This is a genomic window from Arthrobacter sp. GCM10027362 (assembly GCF_042679445.1).
GTDB lineage: Bacteria > Actinomycetota > Actinomycetes > Actinomycetales > Micrococcaceae > Crystallibacter.
Window position 1 is genome coordinate 1 of the sequence record NZ_JBHTML010000069.1, and the last position, 19416, is coordinate 19416.

General features: G+C 69.4%; 14 protein-coding genes. 3 read left to right on the forward strand and 11 right to left on the reverse strand.

Annotated elements, in window-relative coordinates:
* Positions 1 to 1098: 1098 nt before the first annotated feature.
* Together ACFQ36_RS11610 and ACFQ36_RS11615 are read right to left on the reverse strand one after the other, a co-directional pair.
* Positions 1099 to 3054, reverse strand: coding sequence for an amino acid transporter (locus tag ACFQ36_RS11610; RefSeq protein ID WP_377013785.1), 1956 nt, complete (start codon positions 3052 to 3054; stop codon positions 1099 to 1101).
* A gap of 203 nt (positions 3055 to 3257) precedes the next feature.
* Complete coding sequence (locus ACFQ36_RS11615; RefSeq protein ID WP_377013762.1) at positions 3258 to 5792, reverse strand: ATP-binding protein; 2535 nt, start codon at positions 5790 to 5792, stop codon at positions 3258 to 3260.
* Positions 5793 to 5830: 38 nt separating this feature from the next.
* On the opposite strand from ACFQ36_RS11615, the gene ACFQ36_RS11620 reads away from it, so the two are divergent.
* Positions 5831 to 6505, forward strand: a complete 675-nt coding sequence (locus ACFQ36_RS11620) for a response regulator (protein ID WP_377013764.1) — start codon at positions 5831 to 5833, stop codon at positions 6503 to 6505.
* A gap of 35 nt (positions 6506 to 6540) precedes the next feature.
* On the opposite strand, the gene ACFQ36_RS11625 is transcribed toward ACFQ36_RS11620, so the two are convergent.
* The 3 genes from ACFQ36_RS11625 to ACFQ36_RS11635 form a co-directional block, all read right to left on the reverse strand.
* Positions 6541 to 7344: an SGNH/GDSL hydrolase family protein gene (locus ACFQ36_RS11625; RefSeq protein WP_377013766.1), complete on the reverse strand. Its 804-nt coding sequence runs from the start codon at positions 7342 to 7344 to the stop codon at positions 6541 to 6543.
* Between the two features lie 279 nt (positions 7345 to 7623).
* Positions 7624 to 9156: a S24 family peptidase gene (locus tag ACFQ36_RS11630; RefSeq protein ID WP_377013768.1), complete on the reverse strand. Its 1533-nt coding sequence runs from the start codon at positions 9154 to 9156 to the stop codon at positions 7624 to 7626.
* Positions 9157 to 9229: 73 nt separating this feature from the next.
* Positions 9230 to 9610 (reverse strand): hypothetical protein, encoded by a 381-nt coding sequence (locus ACFQ36_RS11635; RefSeq protein ID WP_377013770.1) that lies wholly within the window; start codon positions 9608 to 9610, stop codon positions 9230 to 9232.
* A gap of 311 nt (positions 9611 to 9921) precedes the next feature.
* On the opposite strand from ACFQ36_RS11635, the gene ACFQ36_RS11640 reads away from it, so the two are divergent.
* Positions 9922 to 10452, forward strand: coding sequence for a MarR family winged helix-turn-helix transcriptional regulator (locus ACFQ36_RS11640; RefSeq protein ID WP_377013772.1), 531 nt, complete (start codon positions 9922 to 9924; stop codon positions 10450 to 10452).
* Positions 10453 to 10665: 213 nt separating this feature from the next.
* Here the strand turns inward: ACFQ36_RS11640 and ACFQ36_RS11645 are convergent, their stop codons facing one another.
* From ACFQ36_RS11645 to ACFQ36_RS11670, 6 genes are all read right to left on the reverse strand, one after another.
* Positions 10666 to 11241, reverse strand: coding sequence for a hypothetical protein (locus tag ACFQ36_RS11645; RefSeq protein ID WP_377013774.1), 576 nt, complete (start codon positions 11239 to 11241; stop codon positions 10666 to 10668).
* A 16-nt stretch (positions 11242 to 11257) separates the two neighbouring features.
* Complete coding sequence (locus tag ACFQ36_RS11650; RefSeq protein ID WP_377013776.1) at positions 11258 to 12406, reverse strand: zinc-dependent alcohol dehydrogenase; 1149 nt, start codon at positions 12404 to 12406, stop codon at positions 11258 to 11260.
* Positions 12407 to 12625: 219 nt separating this feature from the next.
* Positions 12626 to 13693, reverse strand: coding sequence for an NAD(P)H-dependent flavin oxidoreductase (locus ACFQ36_RS11655; RefSeq protein ID WP_377013778.1), 1068 nt, complete (start codon positions 13691 to 13693; stop codon positions 12626 to 12628).
* A gap of 246 nt (positions 13694 to 13939) precedes the next feature.
* The gene (galK, locus tag ACFQ36_RS11660) at positions 13940 to 15121 is read right to left on the reverse strand and encodes a galactokinase (protein ID WP_377013779.1); all 1182 of its coding nucleotides are present in this window, start codon (positions 15119 to 15121) and stop codon (positions 13940 to 13942) included.
* A 46-nt stretch (positions 15122 to 15167) separates the two neighbouring features.
* Positions 15168 to 16307 (reverse strand): galactose-1-phosphate uridylyltransferase, encoded by a 1140-nt coding sequence (gene galT / locus ACFQ36_RS11665; protein ID WP_377013781.1) that lies wholly within the window; start codon positions 16305 to 16307, stop codon positions 15168 to 15170.
* Between the two features lie 52 nt (positions 16308 to 16359).
* The gene (locus ACFQ36_RS11670; RefSeq protein ID WP_377013783.1) at positions 16360 to 17226 is read right to left on the reverse strand and encodes a DeoR/GlpR family DNA-binding transcription regulator; all 867 of its coding nucleotides are present in this window, start codon (positions 17224 to 17226) and stop codon (positions 16360 to 16362) included.
* 416 nt (positions 17227 to 17642) lie between these two features.
* On the opposite strand from ACFQ36_RS11670, the gene ACFQ36_RS11675 reads away from it, so the two are divergent.
* On the forward strand, positions 17643 to 19040 hold the full coding sequence (locus ACFQ36_RS11675; RefSeq protein ID WP_377013787.1) for a YdiU family protein: 1398 nt from the start codon (positions 17643 to 17645) through the stop codon (positions 19038 to 19040).
* The last annotated feature ends 376 nt before the right edge of the window (positions 19041 to 19416 follow it).

The window sequence follows — 19416 nt, forward strand, 5'->3', positions numbered from 1 at the left end:
GGCCCAGCCGGTGTCAAGGGCGGCCGGGCCGGCGCGCACCCGGCCCGCTGGACCCTGTGCGGGTCGCTACCCGGAGGCGCCCGAGGATCGGCGGATCTGTCGACGGCGACCACCCGGGCCGTCCGGAAGCGCTGTGCGAGGGCGAGGGTGCCGGTTCCCGCCCCCACATCGACGACCATGTGCGGCCGGGCCTGGCGACCGGACCAGGATTGCCCTGGACGGACTGGTCCCCATCGTCCGGGCCCTCGACACCACGCTTGATCAGCTCGGCGAGCCTCCTCGGGTCGAGCACGTGCTGAGCCGGCCGCGGCCCGAGCAGACGCTCGGCTGACCGTCTGGCTGCTGTCGGCAAATGCGCGCTGCACGGGTGACGGTGGCGAAAATGCGCATCACTCCCAAACGCGCGGCGGGGACGGTGTCTGGTCCCGCTCCCTGCCGGGCAGGACCGGCCCGGCAGGAGAGGGTGCGGCCGTTTCACGTGAAACGGCAGGAGCGGAGCGGGCGGCCCCTGGCCCAAGGGAATGCTGCCCGGCGCCGCAGGCTGCCTGGCCACAGGCTGCCTGCGGGAGTCCGGCGGGGGAGGGGCCCGCGGAGGCTCATCCCCCGCCGGTCCGGCCGGCACGGAGGCCCGGGCCGCCGATGTCAGTACCGGTTTCCGTCTGTGGCCGGGGGTGCGTGGTGAGCGCCCCGGCGTGGTCCAGGGCGAGGACGAGGTCCGGTTGCAGCCCCGCAAGGAAAGCGTCGCCGTGGCTGGCAGTGAGCAAGGTGCACGGGTAGCTGCAGGTGCGTCGGCGGTCTGGTCGGCGCCGTTGGGGCTGCGGTTGTCGGCGCCCGTCGAGCACCCTGGTTGGGCCGGCGGCGCGTTTGTTCCAAGCGTGCTGCCCTGCTCGTTGAGGCGCTGCGGCAGATATCCGCCCCGGCCGCGCCGGCAGCCGCCCGCCTCGATAGCGGTCCGTCGGCGCAAATCGGACGCGGTGGAAGGGCGCGGTGCGCGGGCTGCGTGGCGTTGCCGGAAAGTGCCGAACCGGTGGATGTTTCACATCAACATCCACCGGTTCCGCGGGTGCCGCGTGCCCGCGGCCGGCCGGCGGGGATTCCTCAGCCGACGTGGATGCCCGGCCGCCGCTCCGGATCGGGCTCGTTCTCGCGGATAATCTCCCGGACCACTGGCGCGGTGTCTCCCTGGCCCAGCAGCAGGTAGCGCATCAGGTGCGTCAGCGGGTTGCCTTCGGACCATTCAAAGTAGGCGTGCGGGCGCACCCCGGTGGCATCGCGCAGCGCGAGGAGGATGGCGGCAATGGCATTGGGCACCGCCGGGCTTTCCGCCCGCAGAATGCGATGGCCTTCAATTTCGACGCCGCGGACCTGGATGACCTCGCTGAAGTCGGACGGATCGACAACCTTGATTTCCAGGAACATGACGTCCGCGGTGCCGGGGACGGGATTGGTGCCGCGTTGGATAGCCTCCTTTCGCGCGTACTCCGCGACGGAATCGCCGAGTTCGGGCTTGTGGGCGAGCAGGTTGATCCGGCCGTCGTAGGCCAGCGTATCGGCGACGAAACGGCGGGCGGCATCATCGAACTCGATCCGATCCGCCCGCAGTTCGGTGGTGCGGGTGATGCGGGAGACCAGGGAAATGACGATGATGCCGGCAATGAAGAAGGCCGAGATCATGAGCCCATCGGGCTTTTCAATGATGTTGTCCACCAGCGCATAGGTCAGGATGAGGGTCAGGGCACTGAAGCCGGCGGCGGCCGGGCGCTGCTTCCGGCGGGCGGCGGAGATCGCGACGGCGGCGGCGCCGGAAACCATCATGGCCAGGATGCCGGTGGCATAGGCGCCGGCCTGGGCATTGACGTCGGCCTTGAAGGCGAGGGTGATCAGGATGCTGACGACGGTGTAGACAATGACGACGGGACGCACCGCACGGCACCACTCCGGGGCCATCCCGTAGGAGGGCAGGTAGCGGGGAACGATGTTGATTAGTCCCGCCATGGCGGAGGCACCGGCGAACCAGAGGATGAGGATGCTGCTGAGGTCGTAGACGGTGCCGAAAGTGTTGCCCAGCCGCTCGTGGGCCAGGTACGCCAGGGCGCGGCCGCTGGCCTCGCCGCCGTCGGCGAAGGCTTCGGCCGGAATCAGCACGGTGGTAACGATGCTGCTGCCGATCAGGTAGATGCTCATGATGGCGGCGGCTGCGGTCAGCAGTTTGCGCGTGTTGCGCACCCGCGAGGCCAGGCGCTCCTCCGGGGTATCGCCCTTCGCGGCGACCAACGGCATCATGCTGACACCTGTTTCGAATCCGGAGAGGCCGAGGACGAGCAGCGGGAAGGCGAGGATGGCCGGACCGGCAAGCTGGGCCGGCCCGCCGAAACCGGCCAGGCTGGCGGTCCAGCGGGCCAGGACGTCGGGCCCGGTAAACACGTCGTAGAGGCCGGTGACAATGATGGCGGCATTGAGCAGCAGGAACACGGCCACCAAGGGGATGGCGACGGCGACCGCCTCGGTGAAGCCGAGCAGGAATACCCCGCCGAGGATCAGCAGCAGCACGATGGTCACGGGCACCTGCTGCCCGTGCAGGAAGCCGGGGGTGTAGGGGTTTTCCAGCAGGTGCACGGTCGCGTCGGCCGAGGACAGCGTGATGGTAATGATCCAGGACGTGGCGACGAAGCCGAGCAGGATCAGGACCAGGACCTTGCCCCGCCAGAACGGCAGCAGGCGCTCGAGCATGGCGACCGATCCCTGCCCGTGGGGGCTTTCCTTGGCCACCCGCCGGTACATCGGCAGCATGCCGAGCAGGGTCAGCGCGACGATCAGCAGGGTGGCCAGCGGGGAGAGGGCGCCGGCGGCCAGCGCGGCAATCGCGGGCAGGTAGGACAGGGTGGAGAAGTAGTCTACCCCGGTCAGGCACATGACCTTCCACCACGGCTGCTGCGTGGCGTGGTCTTCGGTGGTTTCCGGGCCCACGGGCTGGACGCGGTGCTGCATCAGCCAATGGCCGAACGCGCCGCCGGGCTCTGGACGGGGTGCCGGCCGGGGGATGCTGGCGGGCATGGTGAAGTGGGTGAAGGAACTCACGTGCGTCTTTTCTCGGGGCAGTCGGGGCGGGCACGGCCCGCAGGCCCTTCCGCCGGTTCGTTTGCTGCGGACTACCGGAGCCTAGCACCGGCCCAAGTCCCCGGATGGTGCGGATCCGGAATTTTTAACGCATTCTTTATGGCTGTGACCGGGTCTTTATGGCTGTGACCGGGCAAGAGTTAGTCTCCGGCGCCGCCGGCCGAAAGGGGGAGCCTGATGATCATGGTCAGCCCGCCGCCGGGGGTGGGCTCGGCCAGCAGGCGGCCGCCCATGGTCTCGGTGAACCCCTTGGCCACGGCCAGGCCGAGTCCGACGCCGGTGCCGGAGGAAACGTCGTCGAGGCGCTGGAAGGGACGGAACATGTCCACGACGCGGGCCGCGGGCACGCCCTGCCCGTGGTCGATGATCCGCAGCTCGCTGGCAGGCCGCCCATTCACGGTGGCAGCACCCACCCCGCCGACGCTGGCGACAATGACAATGTCCGAGTCTGCAGCGTACTTGAGGGCGTTTTCGATGATGTTGGCGATTACGCGTTCCAGCAGGCCGGCGTCGGCGTCGACCGGCGGCAAGTTCGGGGCCAGCTCGACCCTGATGCGGCCGGGCGGGAATGTGGCGAGGGCCGCTTCGACGGCTTCGCGCCAGCTGAGCGGGTGCAGCAGCGGCTGGACGGATTCGGCGGTGATCCGGGACATATCCAGCAGGTTGCCCACGAGCGAGTCGAGGCGGTCCGCGTAGGACTCGATGGTGGCCAGCAGCTCCTGCTCGTCTTCGGGCGGAAGGCGGACAGAGTCCTGCCGCAGGCTGGAGACGGCGAGCTTGATGCCGGCCAGGGGAGTGCGCAGGTCGTGGGAAACGGCCCGCAGCACCGAGGTGCGCATCTTGTTCCCTTCGGCGAGGCGGAGGTTCTCGCGGCGGCTCGCGGCCAGCTGCTCATGCTGCTGGATGGCGAGCAGGTGTGAGGTAACGGCAGCGAGCAACTGGCGCTCGCGCTGGCTGAGGGTGCGGCCGGTGAGCGCGAGGAGGTGGTCGTCGTCCACGGGTTCGAGGGTACCGGCATCGGCCGGATCCGCCGGGGCGGTCCCGCTCTTGGCGGCCAGCTCCCACGGCCCGCGCCCGTCCGGATCCGGCCCGCGGACGTAGAGCGCGGCGCCGTCGACGCGGAAGAGCTCGCGTACTTGGTCCAGGAAGCCCGCCACCGAATCTTCGGCGGCGAGCACCCCACGGCTGACCTCGTCGAGGATGGCCGCCTCGGCCCGGACCCGGCCGGCTTCCTTGGCCAGTCGCGCGGAGTAGTCGACCACCAGCGAGACGACGGCGGCCACGGCCAGGAACAGCACCAGGGTCAGGACGTTCTCCGGCTTGCCAATGGCCAGCGTGCCGGTCGGGGGGACCGCAAAGAAAGTGACGGTCATGCTGGCGATCGCCGCAGCAACGATGGCCGGCCACAGCCCGCCCAGGAGGGCGACGGCAATGGTGCCGCACAGCTGGATGAGCATGTCGGTGGCGAAGTGTTCGTCCGGGATGGCCCCGAGAATCAGCTGCAGCAGCGGCGGCAGGAGGATGGCCATGGCGGCCCCGGCCCGGGTCCGGGCCCGGCCCAAGTCCGTGGGCGGGGTGTGTCCGGTGCCCCGGCCTCGGTGGGTATGCGAGACCATGTGGACGTCGATGTCCCCGGATTCCTGGACCACGCGGGCGCCGATACCGCGGCCGCCCCACAGCCTCGCCACGGGGCTGCGGCGGGAGACGCCGACGACGATCTGCGTGGCATTGATGCTGCGGGCGAAGTCCAGCAGGGTTTCCGCAGGATCCTCGCCGGTGACCGCATGGTAGGTGCCGCCGAGCTCCTTCGTCAGCTGGCGCTGCTGTTCAAGCTCGCGCGGTGAACCGGCGGCAAGCCCGTCGGCGGTGCTCACATGCACGGCGTGCAGTTCGCCCCCGGTAACGCGGGAGAGGATGCGGGCGGCCCGGCGCAGCAGCACCTGGCCTTCGGGGCCGCCGCTCAGGCCCACGACCAGGCGTTCCCGGGCCGGCCAGGTATCGCTAATGCCCTCCTGCGCCCGGTAGGCTTCCAGGCCCTCTTCCACGCGGTCGGCGAGCCAGAGCAGCGCCAGTTCCCGCAGCGCGGTGAGGTTACCCAGGCGGAAGTAGTTGGACAGGGCCGCATCGATCTGCTCGGGCGGGTACACCTTGCCCAAAGACAGGCGCTGCCGGAGCATCTCGGGCGCGATGTCGACGAGCTCGATCTGGTCGGCCCGGCGGACGAGGTCGTCGGGAACTGTTTCGTCCTGGCGCACGCCGGTGATCGCCGCCACGACGTCGGAGAGCGAGCCCAGGTGCCGGATGTCGACGGTAGAGACCACGTCAATGCCAGCGTCGAGCACTTCCTCGATGTCCTGCCAGCGTTTTTCATGGCGGCTGCCCGGAAGGCAGCCGTGGGCGTAGTCATCGATCAGCGCGACGCCGGGCGCCCGGGCGATCAACGCGTCCACGTCCGGTTCCTCGGCGGCGGAGCCCCGGTACTCCACGATCCGCGGCGGCACGCTGTCCAGGCCCGCCTTCAGCGCGGCGGTCTCGGCGCGGCCGTGGTCCGCGGCCAGGCCGATGACGACGTCGCTGCCCTGCTCCTGGAGCTGGTGGGCTTCCTCCAGCATGGCGTAGGTTGTGCCGGCGCCGGGGGCGGCACCGAGATAGATGCGCAGTTTTCCGCGTTGCATGTTCCTATTGTTGTGTAGAAAACACGATGGAGGGGGCCATGACCGCACTGCTGGTGGTCGACGACGAGGCGCAGTTCCTGCGCGCCCTGCAGATCAACCTCACCGCGCACGGTTTCGACGTGGTCACCGCCGCCACCGGCACCGAGGCGCTGCAGGCCGCCTCCCGTCACCAGCTCGATGCAGTGGTGCTGGACCTGGGCCTGCCGGACATGGACGGCATCGACGTCATCCGGGGGCTGCGGGGCTGGACCGATGTGCCGATCATCGTGCTCTCGGCCCGGCACGCGTCCGCGGACAAGGTCGAAGCCCTCGACTGCGGGGCGGACGACTATGTCACCAAGCCCTTCGGCCTGCCCGAACTGCTGGCCAGGCTGCGTGCCGCCGTGCGCCGGGGCCATCCCGGCGCCGGGACTCCCGTGGTGGAGACGGCGGATTTCACCATCGACGTGGCGGCCAAGAAGGTGCAGCGTGACGGCAGGCCGGTGCGCCTCACCCCGACCGAATGGAAAGTGCTGGAGCGCCTGGTCCTCAATGCCGGCTCCCTCGTGGGGCAGGGCCAGCTGCTGCACGAGGTCTGGGGACCTGCCTACGGGACCGAAACCCAGTACCTGCGTGTGTACATCGCCCAGCTGCGGCGCAAGCTCGAACCCGACCCGGCGAACCCGCGCTACCTTCTCACCGAGCCCGGCATGGGCTACCGCTTCGAGCCCTGACCAAGCCGCCCGGGTGCCGTTCCACGTGGAACGCGTCAGTGGAATGCCTTCCAAGTGATCTCCGCCAGTGCGGCCTGGCCGGTGGGGCCGGGGTGGAAGTAGTCCACGGTGCTGATCTGGCCGGCGGAGAACTTGTACCGGTAGACGGCACCCCCGTCCCAGCGGCAGTTCCGATATTTTGCACAGATGACGGCCAGGATCCGGTTGAAGGCTGCCTCGCGGGCAACGACTGCCCGACGCTGGGTCCCGGTCGCCGCAGGACCGAGCATGGACCGGCAGATTCCGGCAGTTGACCAGGCCCGCCTGGCCTTCGGGTTGGTGTGGAGAACGGACCACAGGCGGTAAAGGTCCGGGATGCTGCTGACGTAGATGCGGGCCCGCGGCAGCCCCTGACGCAGTGCTTCCAGCGCGGTACCGACCTGACGGGCGAAGTCGGCAGGGGAGGTCATCGCCGACGCGGACGGGGCGCACAGGTCATTGGCTCCGATGAGGATGGTGACGTAGTCCGCCTTTTGTGCCACGGCCAGCGACGCCTGAGCAGCAAGATCGGCTGCCTTGGCACCGTTGGCGGAATCGTTGTGGTTGTGGTGCCTGATCCGCGGGTACTGGACCGCCAGCCGTTCATAGTGGCTGAGGACACCGTCGGATTGATCGTCTCCGGTGGACCAGGACCGGGCCGGGTAGCTGCCGGCGTGGCAGCAGATATTGGTGGCCCGGGTGATTGAATCCCCAAGGCCCGCGATGACCCCCGGGTACGGCCGCGGGGCAGCGGAACCGGGAACGCCCAGCAGCACGAACAACACCGCGGGAACGACGAAGAACCGGGCGGCCCTGCGCACGTAACCTCCTCGGGACGACTTTAATCATCCAAAGCGGGCGCTGCCATGGCAACGGGGATGAACCCGGCCCGAGCTCGCGTCACCGGTGTGACCGGCGGCCGTGTTTCACGTGAAACGCGGCCGTGCCGCTTTCCGAAGGCGCACGCGCGGGGATCTTTGAGCCGGACACCGGAGCCGGAACAACCCAACCGGACACACCGTGGGCGGATGGTACGGGAAACACCCGCGGCGGGACCGGTCCGGTGCGGCAGCCACCGGGAGGTTCCCCGGTCCGGCAGGTCAGGTGCCTGCCTCCACCGGGGTGTTCCGCGCATCCGGATGGCAGTGGCGTGTACCTGTGCGGTACCGGTAGGTTGTTGCCTCGTCCTGAACGATGAATGTTTCGACACCGCTTCGCGTCCAGTGCAGCACGAGCAGTCCGTAGCGTTCGGCGAGCTTGGCCAGCGTGGCGAAGGTTGCGACATCGATCACGGGCCGGCCCGGCGGTGCGGGCATGGGGTGGACCGGCACGAGCAGGGAGGCATAGCGGCGGCGGATCGCGGCGCCTTCGTCGCCGGGGGCGGTGCGGCGGACCGCCATGGCGATGGCGGCGCCGGCCAGGAGTGCGGCCAGCAGCAGGACGGCCGAGACGGCTCGTGCCGCGCCGGCGGCCAGGTTCCACCCGAAGATGTCCAAGGTGCGCGGATGTGTGGCGGGGCCGGCGTCGGTGTCGGCGTCGGTGACGGTCAGGTCGCCGGCATCCCCGGCGAGGCTAAGCTGCAGGGGGGACAGGTTCAGTTTGAGTGCGGGCTGGAAGTCCTCCCCTTCGGCTGTCTGCACGCGGGGCGTGAGGGCGACGGTGACCGGTTCGGCGGGCATGCCGGTGACCTCGGCCGCGGCCCGGGCCTTGGCATCGAGTGCCTTCAGGTCGAGTCTGACGGTGGTTTCGTGGCGGTTGCCGGTGAAGCGTTCCGCAGGTGCGAGCGGCACGGTTGAGTGCCAGCCGCCGGGGGTGGAGAGTTCGGCGGCGACGGACAGGGTGCCCGGTTTGCCCTGGTAGCTCAGATGCAGGTCCACGGAGTCGGTGATCCTGCGGAAGACCGGGTCCGGCGAGGTGGCGGTGGTTCCGTCATAGGCGGGCGTTTTCCCGACCTCCGCAGTATAGGAGAAGACCATGCGGGCACCGGCGGTCCGGGGTTCACCCGGCTCCTCAAGCGGCCCGCCCCAGGCCGGGACAGCCAGTGCAAGGCCCAGGGTACCGGAGGCCAGGGCCAGGACGGCCGCCGCACGCCAGGGGAAGGGGAGGGCGGTCACGGCGGCGATTGATCCCCGGATGGTGGTATGCGTGGGCATGGCTGCTCTCCTGCGTCTGCGTCGGCGTCGGGTAAGTGCGGTGCCCCCGCCGGCCATTAGGGCGAAGGCGGTCAGGGCCAGCACCGGCGGGCTGGTCAGGCCGCGCAGCCGGGTCCCGGCCTGCGGGATGTGCAGCACGGCCCGGCCCAGGACCTGGTCGGCGGTGGGCCGCACAGGGTCGATGGACTGGTTGTTGTCGCCCTTGAGGACAAAGCCGGTGCCGTCGCCACCGATGATGCGATGCAGGGCGATGTCGTTGCCGGCGGGCAGCCGGTAGGCCGCGATCTGGCCTGTCGAGTAGGCCGGGGCCCGGGCGACCACGACCAGGTCCCCCTGGTGGTACACCGGGTTCATGCTCACCCCATGGGTGACGACCACGGCGGCCTGGCCGGTGGTGAGAACCAGGGCGGCGGCCGCGAGCAGGCCTGCCGCGCCGATCAGGAGGAGCCTCGACAGGGGGCGGAGCAACCGGCGGAGCATGCGACCTCTCAACTGGGGTGGAAGCGGGTGTGGGGAACGGCCCGCCGCGGGCGGGCCGTTCCGGGTGCCGGTGTTAGTTGACCGTGACGGCAATGCTTTCCAGATCGGCCTGGCTCCCGCCGGTGCAGGAGGAGACGTTGGTCTCGGGGTCGATTGCGGTGCAGGTGAAGGCGGTGCCGGCCCCGCCGGTCAGGGCGATGGTCGGGATCTTGCCGTCCGTGGTATCGCCGAAGGTCAGGGTGACCTCGTTGACGGTCGTATTGGCGGGGGCGTCGGAAAAGCCGTATACAACGGAGTTCAGGGTCGCGCCGGTGACGGTCTGCGTGACGGTGCCGCCGATGAACTGGGTGGCGCCGGCGTTGTTGGTGACGCCGGCACCGGTGAAGGCCGAACCGGCGGCGAAGGTCAGGCCGGCGACGGTGGCAGCGGTCAGGAACTTGGCGGAGGTGCGCATGATGATTTCTTTCGATTGGGAGAGGCCCGGAATATCCAAGGACGCAGGCGTGATTGCCGGCCGGATGCCGGGTGCCGTTGTCGGCGAGGTGCAGTGGAGTCGGTTCCCCGCGGAAAGGGCAGGCGCAGAGACCGCCGGCCGGTACCGCTCGTTGGGACCTCCTGAAGCATAGCGATAATTAAAGCATTAATCAACTTGCTTGATGATCAAGTTAATTCAGGGCCAACTGTTTAGCGCGTATGCTGTTTACGGGGGAGCGGGACATTCAGCGACGTCCGACTATGTTGGGGATCAAGCAGAAGCGAGATGACATGACCATGATGGCCATCGCCGGCGGCGGCCAGGGAAAGGAAGCGGAGGTCCGCGGGGTAACCTTGGCGCTGCGCCGCCTGATCCTCAGCGGGGAACACTTCCACAACACCCGGGCCCGGCAGCTGCAGCTTGGCTCCAGCGACCTGGTGGCCCTTGCCCATCTGTTTAACAGCGGGCCCATCGCGCCGCGTGATCTGGCGGCCATGATGGGCATCACCTCCGGATCGATTACCGCGATGCTCGACCGGGTTGAAAAAGCCGGGTTCCTGGCCCGGACCAACAACCCGGAAGACCGGCGGAGCATCCTGGTCAGCATCACCTCTGCCGGGCAGGACGCAATCCAATGGCTGTATGAAGAATTCGATGCGTCCATCCGCGAGGCACTGACGTCCCTGCCCGGCCTCGAGGCCGCGAAGCTTGAGACCGCGCTGGAAGTGGTCAGCGCGGAACTGGAAGCCGGTTCCGCCGATCAGGGACCCGTCCGCTCCCTCCACCCCCGGCAGCCGCCCCGCCGGCCGCACGGCATCTAGCCGGCCGGAGGCAGCCGTCGACGGCGTGCCGCTGGGCGCGGTAGACGCAATACGGCTGGCCCGGAATGCCCGGCCGACCTGCTCAACGGTCATGTCCTGCTGCTCGTACAGCCAGCGGGCCGGCTGCGCGAAGGCCATGCGGCAGGAGACGCTCCGGGAACGCACCTTCGGCCGGGGCAGCGCCCGGCTCTCCGCACCGCCGGGGATCCCCGCTCACACCCGGCGGCGCCTCCACAGGATCGCCGCCGCCGCGCCGGCCGCGCCGGCGGCCAGCGCCCATGGTGCCCCGATGATGACCGGGTCGATCCATTGGTGGGACAGGTCCGTGCGCTTCTTTCCAAAGCGGGAGGAGATCCCGTGGCGGGAGAACTCGCTGAGCACCCCGGTTTCGGTGACCGGATTGTCCGGGTGCAGGGTGAGGAAGGAGCGCAGGTGGCTCTCCCCGGCGTCAACCCGGTCTGCGGCGATCAGGATCAGCCAGTGGGCTGCGCGCCCCTCGCTGTATTTCCGGTAGGCGAACTTCCGCATGGCGCCGGACAGGCCCTTGGGCGGGCAGGAAGTTCCGAACACGGGCGGGAGGAGCTTGTGTTCGACGGACCGCTCGCGCGGCCATTTTTCTTCCTGGCGTTCGGGGAAGTCCCAGTGCGCCCCGCTTGCATCCGGGTCGAACCGTTCCCGGGGCACTGCGGGCCGGTCCTTGGGATCCAGGTCCGCACCCCACCCGGGGATGCGGGCCCGCAGTTCCTCGCTCGACGGCGTCGGTTCCGGCCTGCCGGCTGTGTACGGCATGATCATGCTCCCTTTCTCAGCTGCTGCCCGGGACGATCAGCGGCTTGATGCAGTTGTCCAGCTTGGCCGAGAAGATGTGGTAACCCTCGGCGATGTGCTCGAGCGGAATCCGGTGGGTGACGATGTCGCTGGGCTTGAGGTAGCCGTTGCGGATGTGTTCGAACAGGCGCGGCCACTGGCGCTTGACCGGACACTGGTTCATCCGCAGCGTCAGGCCCTTGTTCACCGCGTCGCCGAACTTCACGGCGCTGAAGACCGGGCCGTAGGCGCCCATTACGGAAACCGTGCCACCCTTGCGGACCGAGTCGATCGCCCAGTTCAACGCCACCGGCGAGCCGCCCTGCAGTTTGAACTTGGCGGCGGTGACGTGCTGGGTGAAGTTGCCGTCGGCCTCGGCGCCCACCGCGTCGATGGCCACGTCGGCGCCGAGGTAGCCGGTGATCTGTTTCAGGTGCACGACGATGTCGTCGTACTCGGTGAAATTGTAGGTCTCCGCGTGGGCGAACGAGCGGGCCTTCTCGAGCCGGTACTCCAGGTGGTCGATCACAATGACGCGTCCGGCACCCATGAGCCAGGAGGACCTGGCGGCGAACAGCCCGACGGGCCCGGCCCCGAAGACCACCACCGTGTCGCCCTCGGCGATGTCGCCAAGCTGGGCGCCGAAGTAGCCGGTGGGCAGGGCATCGGTGAGCAGCACCGCGTCCTCGTCGTCCATCCAGTCCGGAATGAGGCCCGGCCCGACGTCGGCGAAGGGGACCCGCACGTACTCGGCCTGGCCGCCGTCGTAGCCGCCGCAGGTGTGCGAGTACCCGTAAATGCCGCCGACGGCGGTGGCATTGGGGTTGACGTTGTGGCAGTTCGAATATAGCCCGCGGGCACAGAAGTAGCAGGATCCGCAGTAGACGTTGAACGGCACCATCACCCGGTCCCCGGGCTTGAGGCGTTCGACCGACGGGCCGACCTGCTCCACCACGCCGATGAATTCGTGGCCGAAGGTCATGCCGACCCGGGTGTCCGGCATCATCCCGTGGTACAGATGCAGGTCCGACCCGCAGATCGCCGCCAGCGTCACCCGCACGATGGCATCGTTCGGGTGCTCGATCGGCGGCATGTCCTTCTCCTCCATGCGCACCTTGTAGGGTCCGCGGTACACCATGGCCCGCATCAGGACCGCCTCGGGAAAAACCGTTGTCCCGGCATCGAAACTCTCCTGTCCGGTCGCGCGGTCCGCAGGATCTGCCACCCGGCACGGGCGAGGGCGGACCGTAAGCTTTCAGGCCCGAACCGTGCGGGAAACCCCTCCGGACCGGACCGCGCTGGTAGGGTGGGCTGGAGCCTTAATGCTAAGCATGCTTGGCAATGCTGTCGAGGGGCGGTCCGGCCGTCACCCCAGCAGGGCCTGGGCGTCCTCCCAGATGCGCCGCGCCAGCTTCCCGGCCGGTTCGGCTTTGGCCAGTGCCGCCGACTGGCCGGCCCAGGCCTGCATCCGGTGGATGTCGCCTTCCTTTTGGCCGGCCGCCCGCATGGCGGCCGTCAGGCCCCGCTGGACCGGATAGGGGGCCGGCTCCGGGGCGTCGGCGGCAGTTGCGGCCCTGACGTAGTCCGTGGTGAGGCTGCGTCCGGCGCGTCCGCTGAAAACACGGCTCACCGTCGTGTCCTCGGGGGCCGTGCGGGCGAGGGCATCGGCCCAGGCGCGGGGGATCCCGGCCTCGGGACAGCGGAGGAAGCCGGTACCGACCTGTGCCGCGCTGGCCCCCAGCGCCAGGGCGGCGGCGACCCCGCGCCCGTCGGCGATGCCTCCGGTCGCAACCACCGGCACGCTTACGGCATCCGCCACGGCCGGCAGCAGCGCAAACAAGCCCACCAGCTGCTGTTCGGCCCTGGCGGCGTCGAAACTGCCGCGGTGCCCGCCGGCCTCCGCACCCTGCGCCACGATGACGTCCGCCCCGGCCGCCTCGGCGGCCCGGGCTTCGGCAACCGTGGAAACGGTCGCGAACCAGGCGATGCCCCGGTCCTTGAGCCGTGCCACGAAGTCCTGCGGGTACAGCCCCATGATGGAGGAAACGACCGGCGGCCCGGCCGCCAGCAGCGCCGCACACTGGGCCCGGAAATCCGGCGGCGCGGCATCCCCGGCCTCCTCCGGAACCGGCGGCCCCCAGTGGCCGAGGAATTCGCGCACCCGTGCTTCATGGGCCCGGTCGCGTGCCGGGGCGGGATCCGGGATCCACAAGTTGATCTGGAACGCCTCGCCCGCGGCCCGCACCTGATCGGCCCAGGCAGCAATCGCCTCCGGCTGCATTAGCAGCGCACCGCAGGCACCCAGGCCGCCGGCCTCCACAACTGCGGCCGACAGCGAAGGCGGACACGCCCCCGCCATGGGGGCCAGCAGTATGGGCAGGTCCAGGCCAAAGCGGGCGCAGAACGCTTCGGCCCTGCTCGTTAGTGCATTCACGGGCTCCTCCTGACTCCGACGGCCAAACCGTGCAGGCCTTCCGCGGCCCGAATCCGCGGTCACAGGATGCGGGCGGCCGGTTCCGGCACGGCTTTCCTGCCCCAATTTTCGGTCCGGACAGCGGGCAGCACAAACGATTCCTGGGGATACCGCCGTCACTGCCCGGGCTTGCGGGACGGCGTGCGGGCAAAAGACCCGCTTTCCTGCACCGGTGCGCGCCGTGGCCCTGGACGGGGGCGATGCCGGTCACGGGCCGGCTATCCGCACGGCCCCGGCGGCCGGGAGCACGGTGAATATTTCCGGAGTCCGCAGCCCGCCCCTGGCAAAACCGTCCAGCACCGCTGCCCGGACCCGTTCCTCCTTATCCACGGGGGTAAGGGCGATGGCTGAGCCGCCGAAACCACCTCCCGTCATCCGGGCACCGATGGCCCCTGCGGCGCGGGCGGTCTCGACGGCCAGATCCAGTTCGGGACAGGAGATCTCGAAGTCGTCCCGCATGGACCGGTGGCTGGCGTCCAGAAGTGCGCCGATGGCACCGGGGCCATCCGTGCGCAGCAGGTCCACGGTCCGGCGGACGCGGTCATTCTCGGTGACTATGTGCCGCACCCTGCGGAACGTTTCCTCGTCCAGCCTTCGCTCTGCCCGGGCCAAATCCGCCGTGCTCAGGTCCCGCAGGGCGGCCACGTTCAGGACCTCGGCTGCACGGAGGCAGGACGCCCGCCGCGCAGCATAGCCGCCGGTGGCGTGGGCGTGGACGACCCTGGTGTCAATCACCAGGCACACCAGTCCGGCGGCCTCCAGGGTGAGTGGCACGAGCTGTGCCCGGCCGCTGCGGCAATCCAGGAAAACGGCCGATCCTTCCGCGCCGAGCAGGGACGCATACTGGTCCATCATGCCCGTGGGCGCGCCGACCACTTCGTTCTCGGCCCGGCGTCCGATGGCTGCCAGTTCGGCACGGCTTAGTCCTGCGCCGGTAAGCTCCGCCAAGGCCGTGGCGACCGCGCACTCCAGGGCGGCCGACGACGACAGGCCGGCCCCGACCGGCACATCCGAGGCGATGAGGATGTCAAAGCCCGGGATGCTGGCCCCGGCCTGCTCCAGGGCCCAGGCCACCCCCAGGGGATAGGCCGTCCAGCCCTCCGCTGTTTCGGGACGGAACGCCTTGAGGTCAACCTCGACCGGCTCGGCGCCGGCAAAACCGGATGCCAGCCGCGCCGTGCGGCCCTCCCGGAGGCCTACGGCCACGGCCGTGGCGCGGTTGATGGCGAACGGCAGCACGAGCCCCTCGTTGTAATCGGTGTGTTCACCGATCAGGTTCACCCGCCCGGGCCCCTGCCACAGCCCGTCCGGTTCCCGGCCGTAGCGGTCCGCGAATGCGGCGGCCAGGCCCGCCGCCGGCCCGGTGTCGATCTTGCCGGCCCTGGACATGGGTTCCCTTTGCTGCACCTTCGATTCCCTTCGGGGGTCCTGACGGCTAACGGCCGGCGGGTCCGGGAGCAGCCTCCCGCAGCCTGGCTGCAGCTTGCTCCGGGACCGTGTCATTAATGAAGGCCCCCATGGCGGCTTCGGAACCGGCCAGGAATTTGAGTTTGTCGGCGGCCCGGCGAGGTGAAGTGATCTGCAGGTGCAGATAGCCGGCCGGACGCAGGACGCCGTCGAGCGGAGCCTGATGCCAGGCGGCAATGTAGGGGGTGGGGCTGTCATACAGGGCATCCAGGCGGCGCAGCAGATCCGGGTACAGCACCGCCAGTTCCTCGCGCTCCGCGCCGGTCAGTCCGGCCAGGTCCGGCACCTGGCGGTGCGGCACCAGGTGGATTTCCAGCGGCCACCGCGCGGCAAAGGGAACGTAGGCGCTGAAGAAGTTAGCCTCTGCAATCATCCGGCTGCCGTCCGTGCGCTCGCGGTCAAGGATCGAACCGGTCAGGGTTTCCCGCTGGCCGGCCTCGTCGTAGAACTTCCGGGCTGCTGCCCCCATCGCTGCGGCCCGCGGGGGGATGTAGGGGTAGGCATAGATCTGTCCGTGCGGGTGGTGCAGGGTCACCCCGATGTCCGCGCCACGGTTTTCAAAGCAGAACACCTGCTTCACCCCGGCCAGGGCGCTGAGGGCCTCGGTCCGGTGTGCCCAGGCATCTATGACGGTGCGCACCCGCCGCTTGTCCAGTTCGGCAAAGGAACCGGTATGTTCGGAGGTGAAGGACACGACCTCGCAGCGGCCCCCGGCCGGGCCGCGCGTGCCCCATTGCGGCAACAGCGGCGCCGCTTCCAGATCCGGCCCAAGCGAGGGGAAACGGTTTTCAAAGACTGCAACGTTGTAGTCCGCTGCCGGAATCTCGGAAAGATTCGTTTCGGTGGAGGGACAGAGCGGGCACTGGTCCGCCGGTGGCAGGTACGTCCTTGTCTGGCGGTGCGCGGCCACGGCCACCCACTCCGCCGTCAGCGCGTCATAGCGGATCTCGCCGGCGGCTCCCCGCCCGGGCAGCGTACGGCGGTCCACGGATGCCCGTTGCACCGGTCCGCCCTCGTCGAAATACAGCAGCTCGCGGCCGTCCGCGAGCTCGGTCCGGGTCACCGCGGTGACGGAGGCGGCGTGCAGGCTGCCGGCTGTGCTGGTCATGGTGTCCTCCCGGACAAAATGTTCTCGGCGGTCGGAATCGGAAGGCCAATGATCATGTCGGTTGGTCCGCCGGTGACCGCCCGGCCAGGGGAGCGGTGTCCACTGCCGGCTGCCGATCCGAGAGCGTGGCGGCGGGAATGTCTGCGACGATAAGCTCGCCGACCTGCTCGGCGTAAATGCCCTGCGCCGCAGTGGCCAAACCGTCGTCGGTCACGAGGGTGTCTACCTGGGCCAGGGGGGCGATTTTCGCCAGGCTGCTGATACCGAACTTTGTATGGTCCGCCAGCACCACCAACTGATCCGCTCCCGCGGCCAGAACAGTGTTTGTCTCGGCCTCCGCCAGGTTAGGTGTGGTCAGCCCGCACTCGAGGTGCAGGCCGTGCACGCCCATGAAACACAGGTCCGTGTGCAGCCGGCGGATGGACGCCGTGGCGACAGGACCGACCAGCGCCTCCGACGGCGTGCGCTCGCCGCCGGTGATGATCACCGAGGAGCCGGTTGCGCCGCCCTCGGCCTGGAGACGGTAGATTGCGTCGGCGGCCTTGAGTGAATTCGTGACGACGGTCAGATTCCCGACGTTGCCCAGGAGCCCCGCCAGCTGATGGGTGGTGGTGCCGGCCGAAACGGAAATTGTCATGCCCGGGCGAACCAGAGCCAGCGCCGCGCCGGCGATGGCGGCCTTGGCCGCCTGCTGCTGCCCGGATTTGGCGGCGAACCCCGGCTCAAAGGCACCGAACGTTCCGAGTCGGCGCGCCCCGCCGTGGATTTTCCGCAAGGAACCGGCCGCGTGCAGAGTTTCGATGTCCCGGCGGACCGTCATCTCCGAAACCCCGAGGGCGGCTGATAATTCGGAGACGCGGACCGCCTCGCGCTGCTCCAGCTCGTGGAGGATGTGGCGCTGACGCTCAGGGGCCAGCATGTTCTCCACCTTTCACCGGCTTGGACCTGACGAAGGGTTCCGGACAAAAAATAACTTTTGCCAACAAAGTAGCGCACTACCTTCCAGATCTGAATGCCCTGGCGGACGGCTTCCAGCGCCATCTGCGCCTTCACCGAAGCCGGTGACACCGTGCGCCGGCTGTGCAGGCTCCGGCCCTGGAAACCCGTGCTGGCCTTCACTCCCGGTGAATACGTGCAGGCCGGTTCTCACTCACGTGGAAATCGCCGTCCTGGTCCGGCCACCGGCAGATTCCGGTTCCCGGGGCCAGGGGCCCCGGTGCAGGGGAGTTCGGAAGGTGACGCCGGTCACCGTGCTGCGGGTATCCTTGTCGGGTGAGTGCCGCAGTCCAGCCAACCGTCACCCTTGAGGGGCGCTTCGCCCGGGAGTTTGCGCAGATGGCCCTGCCTTGGCGGGCGGAGGAGGCTCCCGACCCGCGGCTGCTTGTGCTCAACGAGCCGCTGGCTGTCGAACTGGGCCTGGACCCCGCCTCCCTGCACAGTCCCGAGGGGCTGCGTCTGCTGACCGGCAACCTGGTCCCCGGAGGTGCCGCTCCGGTGGCGCAGGCCTACGCCGGCCACCAGTTCGGCTGGTACGCCCCCCGTCTCGGCGACGGGCGGGCACTGCTGCTCGGCGAGATCACCGACGTCGGCGGCCACCTTCGCGACATCCACCTCAAGGGCTCCGGGCCCACACCCTTCGCCCGCGGCGACGGCCAGGCCGCCGTCGGCCCGATGCTGCGCGAGTACGTGGTCAGTGAGGCGATGCACGCCTTGGGCATCCCCACGACACGCTCCCTCGCCGTGGTGGCGACGGGGCGCCCGGTCTACCGCGAGACCGTGCTGCCGGGAGCCGTGCTCACCCGGGTCGCAGGCAGCCACCTGCGGGTGGGCAGCTTCCAGTACGCCCGGGCCACCGGCGACACCAGCCTGCTGCGCCGCCTGGCCGACCATGCGATCACCCGCCACCACCCCGGCGCCGCGGAGGCTGAGCATCCCTATCTGGCCCTGTTCCAGGCGGTGATAACCGCCCAGGCGTCGCTGGTGGCCCGATGGATGCTCGTCGGTTTCGTCCACGGGGTCATGAACACCGACAACATGACCATTTCGGGCGAGACCATCGACTACGGGCCGTGCGCCTTCATGGAGGCCTTCGACCCGGCCACGGTCTATAGTTCGATCGATGAGGGCGGACGCTACGCCTACGGCAACCAGCCGGTGGCGGCGGAGTGGAACCTCGCCCGGCTCGCAGAGGCCCTCCTGCCCCTCTTCCACGCGGAGCAGGAGCAGGCGGTCGCCCTCGCGGTGGAGTCACTGGGCACGTTCCGCCGCCGGTACAGCGCCGCCTGGCTGGCCGGCATGAGGGCCAAGATCGGCCTGCGCGACGGCCTCGGCGACGACGTGGCCTCGCCCCTGGTGGATGCACTGCCGGCCCTGCTTCAGGAGAGCCGGGTGGACCACACCTCGTTCTTCCGCAGCCTCGGCCCGGCTGCCCGCGGCCACGCCGACCCCGCCCGGAGCCTGTTCCCCGACCCGGCAGCGTTCGACGCCTGGGCGGAGCGCTGGCGCGTTCTGGGGCCGGACGCCGACGCGATGGACCGGACCAACCCCGCCTACATCCCCCGCAACCACCTGGTCGAGGAGGCCCTCGCCGCCGCCACCGGGGGCGACCTGGATCCGCTCGAACGGCTCCTGGACGCGGTGACGGCCCCCTACGACGAGCGCCCCGGCCTCGAGCGCTACGCCGCCGCCGCCCCGGAAGCTTTCGGCCCTTACCGGACCTTCTGCGGAACCTGATCCTGCGCCCGCTGCTGCCACGCGTGAGGCAGAGCGCTACCCCGGGCCCGGTGGCCGAACCGGCATGACCGCGGGGAGTGCCGGTGCCGGGCAGGTGCCGGGAGGGACAACATGCTGGCAGCGATCTGTAACGGGTCAGTAACGCATCAGTAACGCCGCCTGCCTTCCAATATTCGTGAAGCACTTGCACACATTCACTGAGACAATGCCGGCCCTCGGCGGCCGGCATTAATTGGCGCTGAGGGGCACAACGCCATGACCGCACCACATGAGGCAATCGACCATTTCCTGCGCCTTGCAGGGCACATCCGGCCCGGGCGGCGGGCATGAGCGCCCCGGCGACGGGCCGGGCGCGGCACCGGGCGGACACCCGGCT

Coding starts and splice junctions, on each gene's coding strand:
- ACFQ36_RS11610 (WP_377013785.1), bottom strand. CDS start 3,054: ATGCCCGCCAGCATCCCCCGGCCGGCACCCCGTCCAGAGCCCGGCGGC.
- ACFQ36_RS11615 (WP_377013762.1), bottom strand. CDS start 5,792: ATGCAACGCGGAAAACTGCGCATCTATCTCGGTGCCGCCCCCGGCGCC.
- ACFQ36_RS11620 (WP_377013764.1), top strand. CDS start 5,831: ATGACCGCACTGCTGGTGGTCGACGACGAGGCGCAGTTCCTGCGCGCC.
- ACFQ36_RS11630 (WP_377013768.1), bottom strand. CDS start 9,156: ATGCTCCGCCGGTTGCTCCGCCCCCTGTCGAGGCTCCTCCTGATCGGC.
- ACFQ36_RS11635 (WP_377013770.1), bottom strand. CDS start 9,610: ATGCGCACCTCCGCCAAGTTCCTGACCGCTGCCACCGTCGCCGGCCTG.
- ACFQ36_RS11640 (WP_377013772.1), top strand. CDS start 9,922: ATGACCATGATGGCCATCGCCGGCGGCGGCCAGGGAAAGGAAGCGGAG.
- ACFQ36_RS11645 (WP_377013774.1), bottom strand. CDS start 11,241: ATGCCGTACACAGCCGGCAGGCCGGAACCGACGCCGTCGAGCGAGGAA.
- ACFQ36_RS11650 (WP_377013776.1), bottom strand. CDS start 12,406: ATGCGGGCCATGGTGTACCGCGGACCCTACAAGGTGCGCATGGAGGAG.
- galK (WP_377013779.1), bottom strand. CDS start 15,121: ATGTCCAGGGCCGGCAAGATCGACACCGGGCCGGCGGCGGGCCTGGCC.
- galT (WP_377013781.1), bottom strand. CDS start 16,307: ATGACCAGCACAGCCGGCAGCCTGCACGCCGCCTCCGTCACCGCGGTG.
- ACFQ36_RS11670 (WP_377013783.1), bottom strand. CDS start 17,226: ATGCTGGCCCCTGAGCGTCAGCGCCACATCCTCCACGAGCTGGAGCAG.
- ACFQ36_RS11675 (WP_377013787.1), top strand. CDS start 17,643: ATGGCCCTGCCTTGGCGGGCGGAGGAGGCTCCCGACCCGCGGCTGCTT.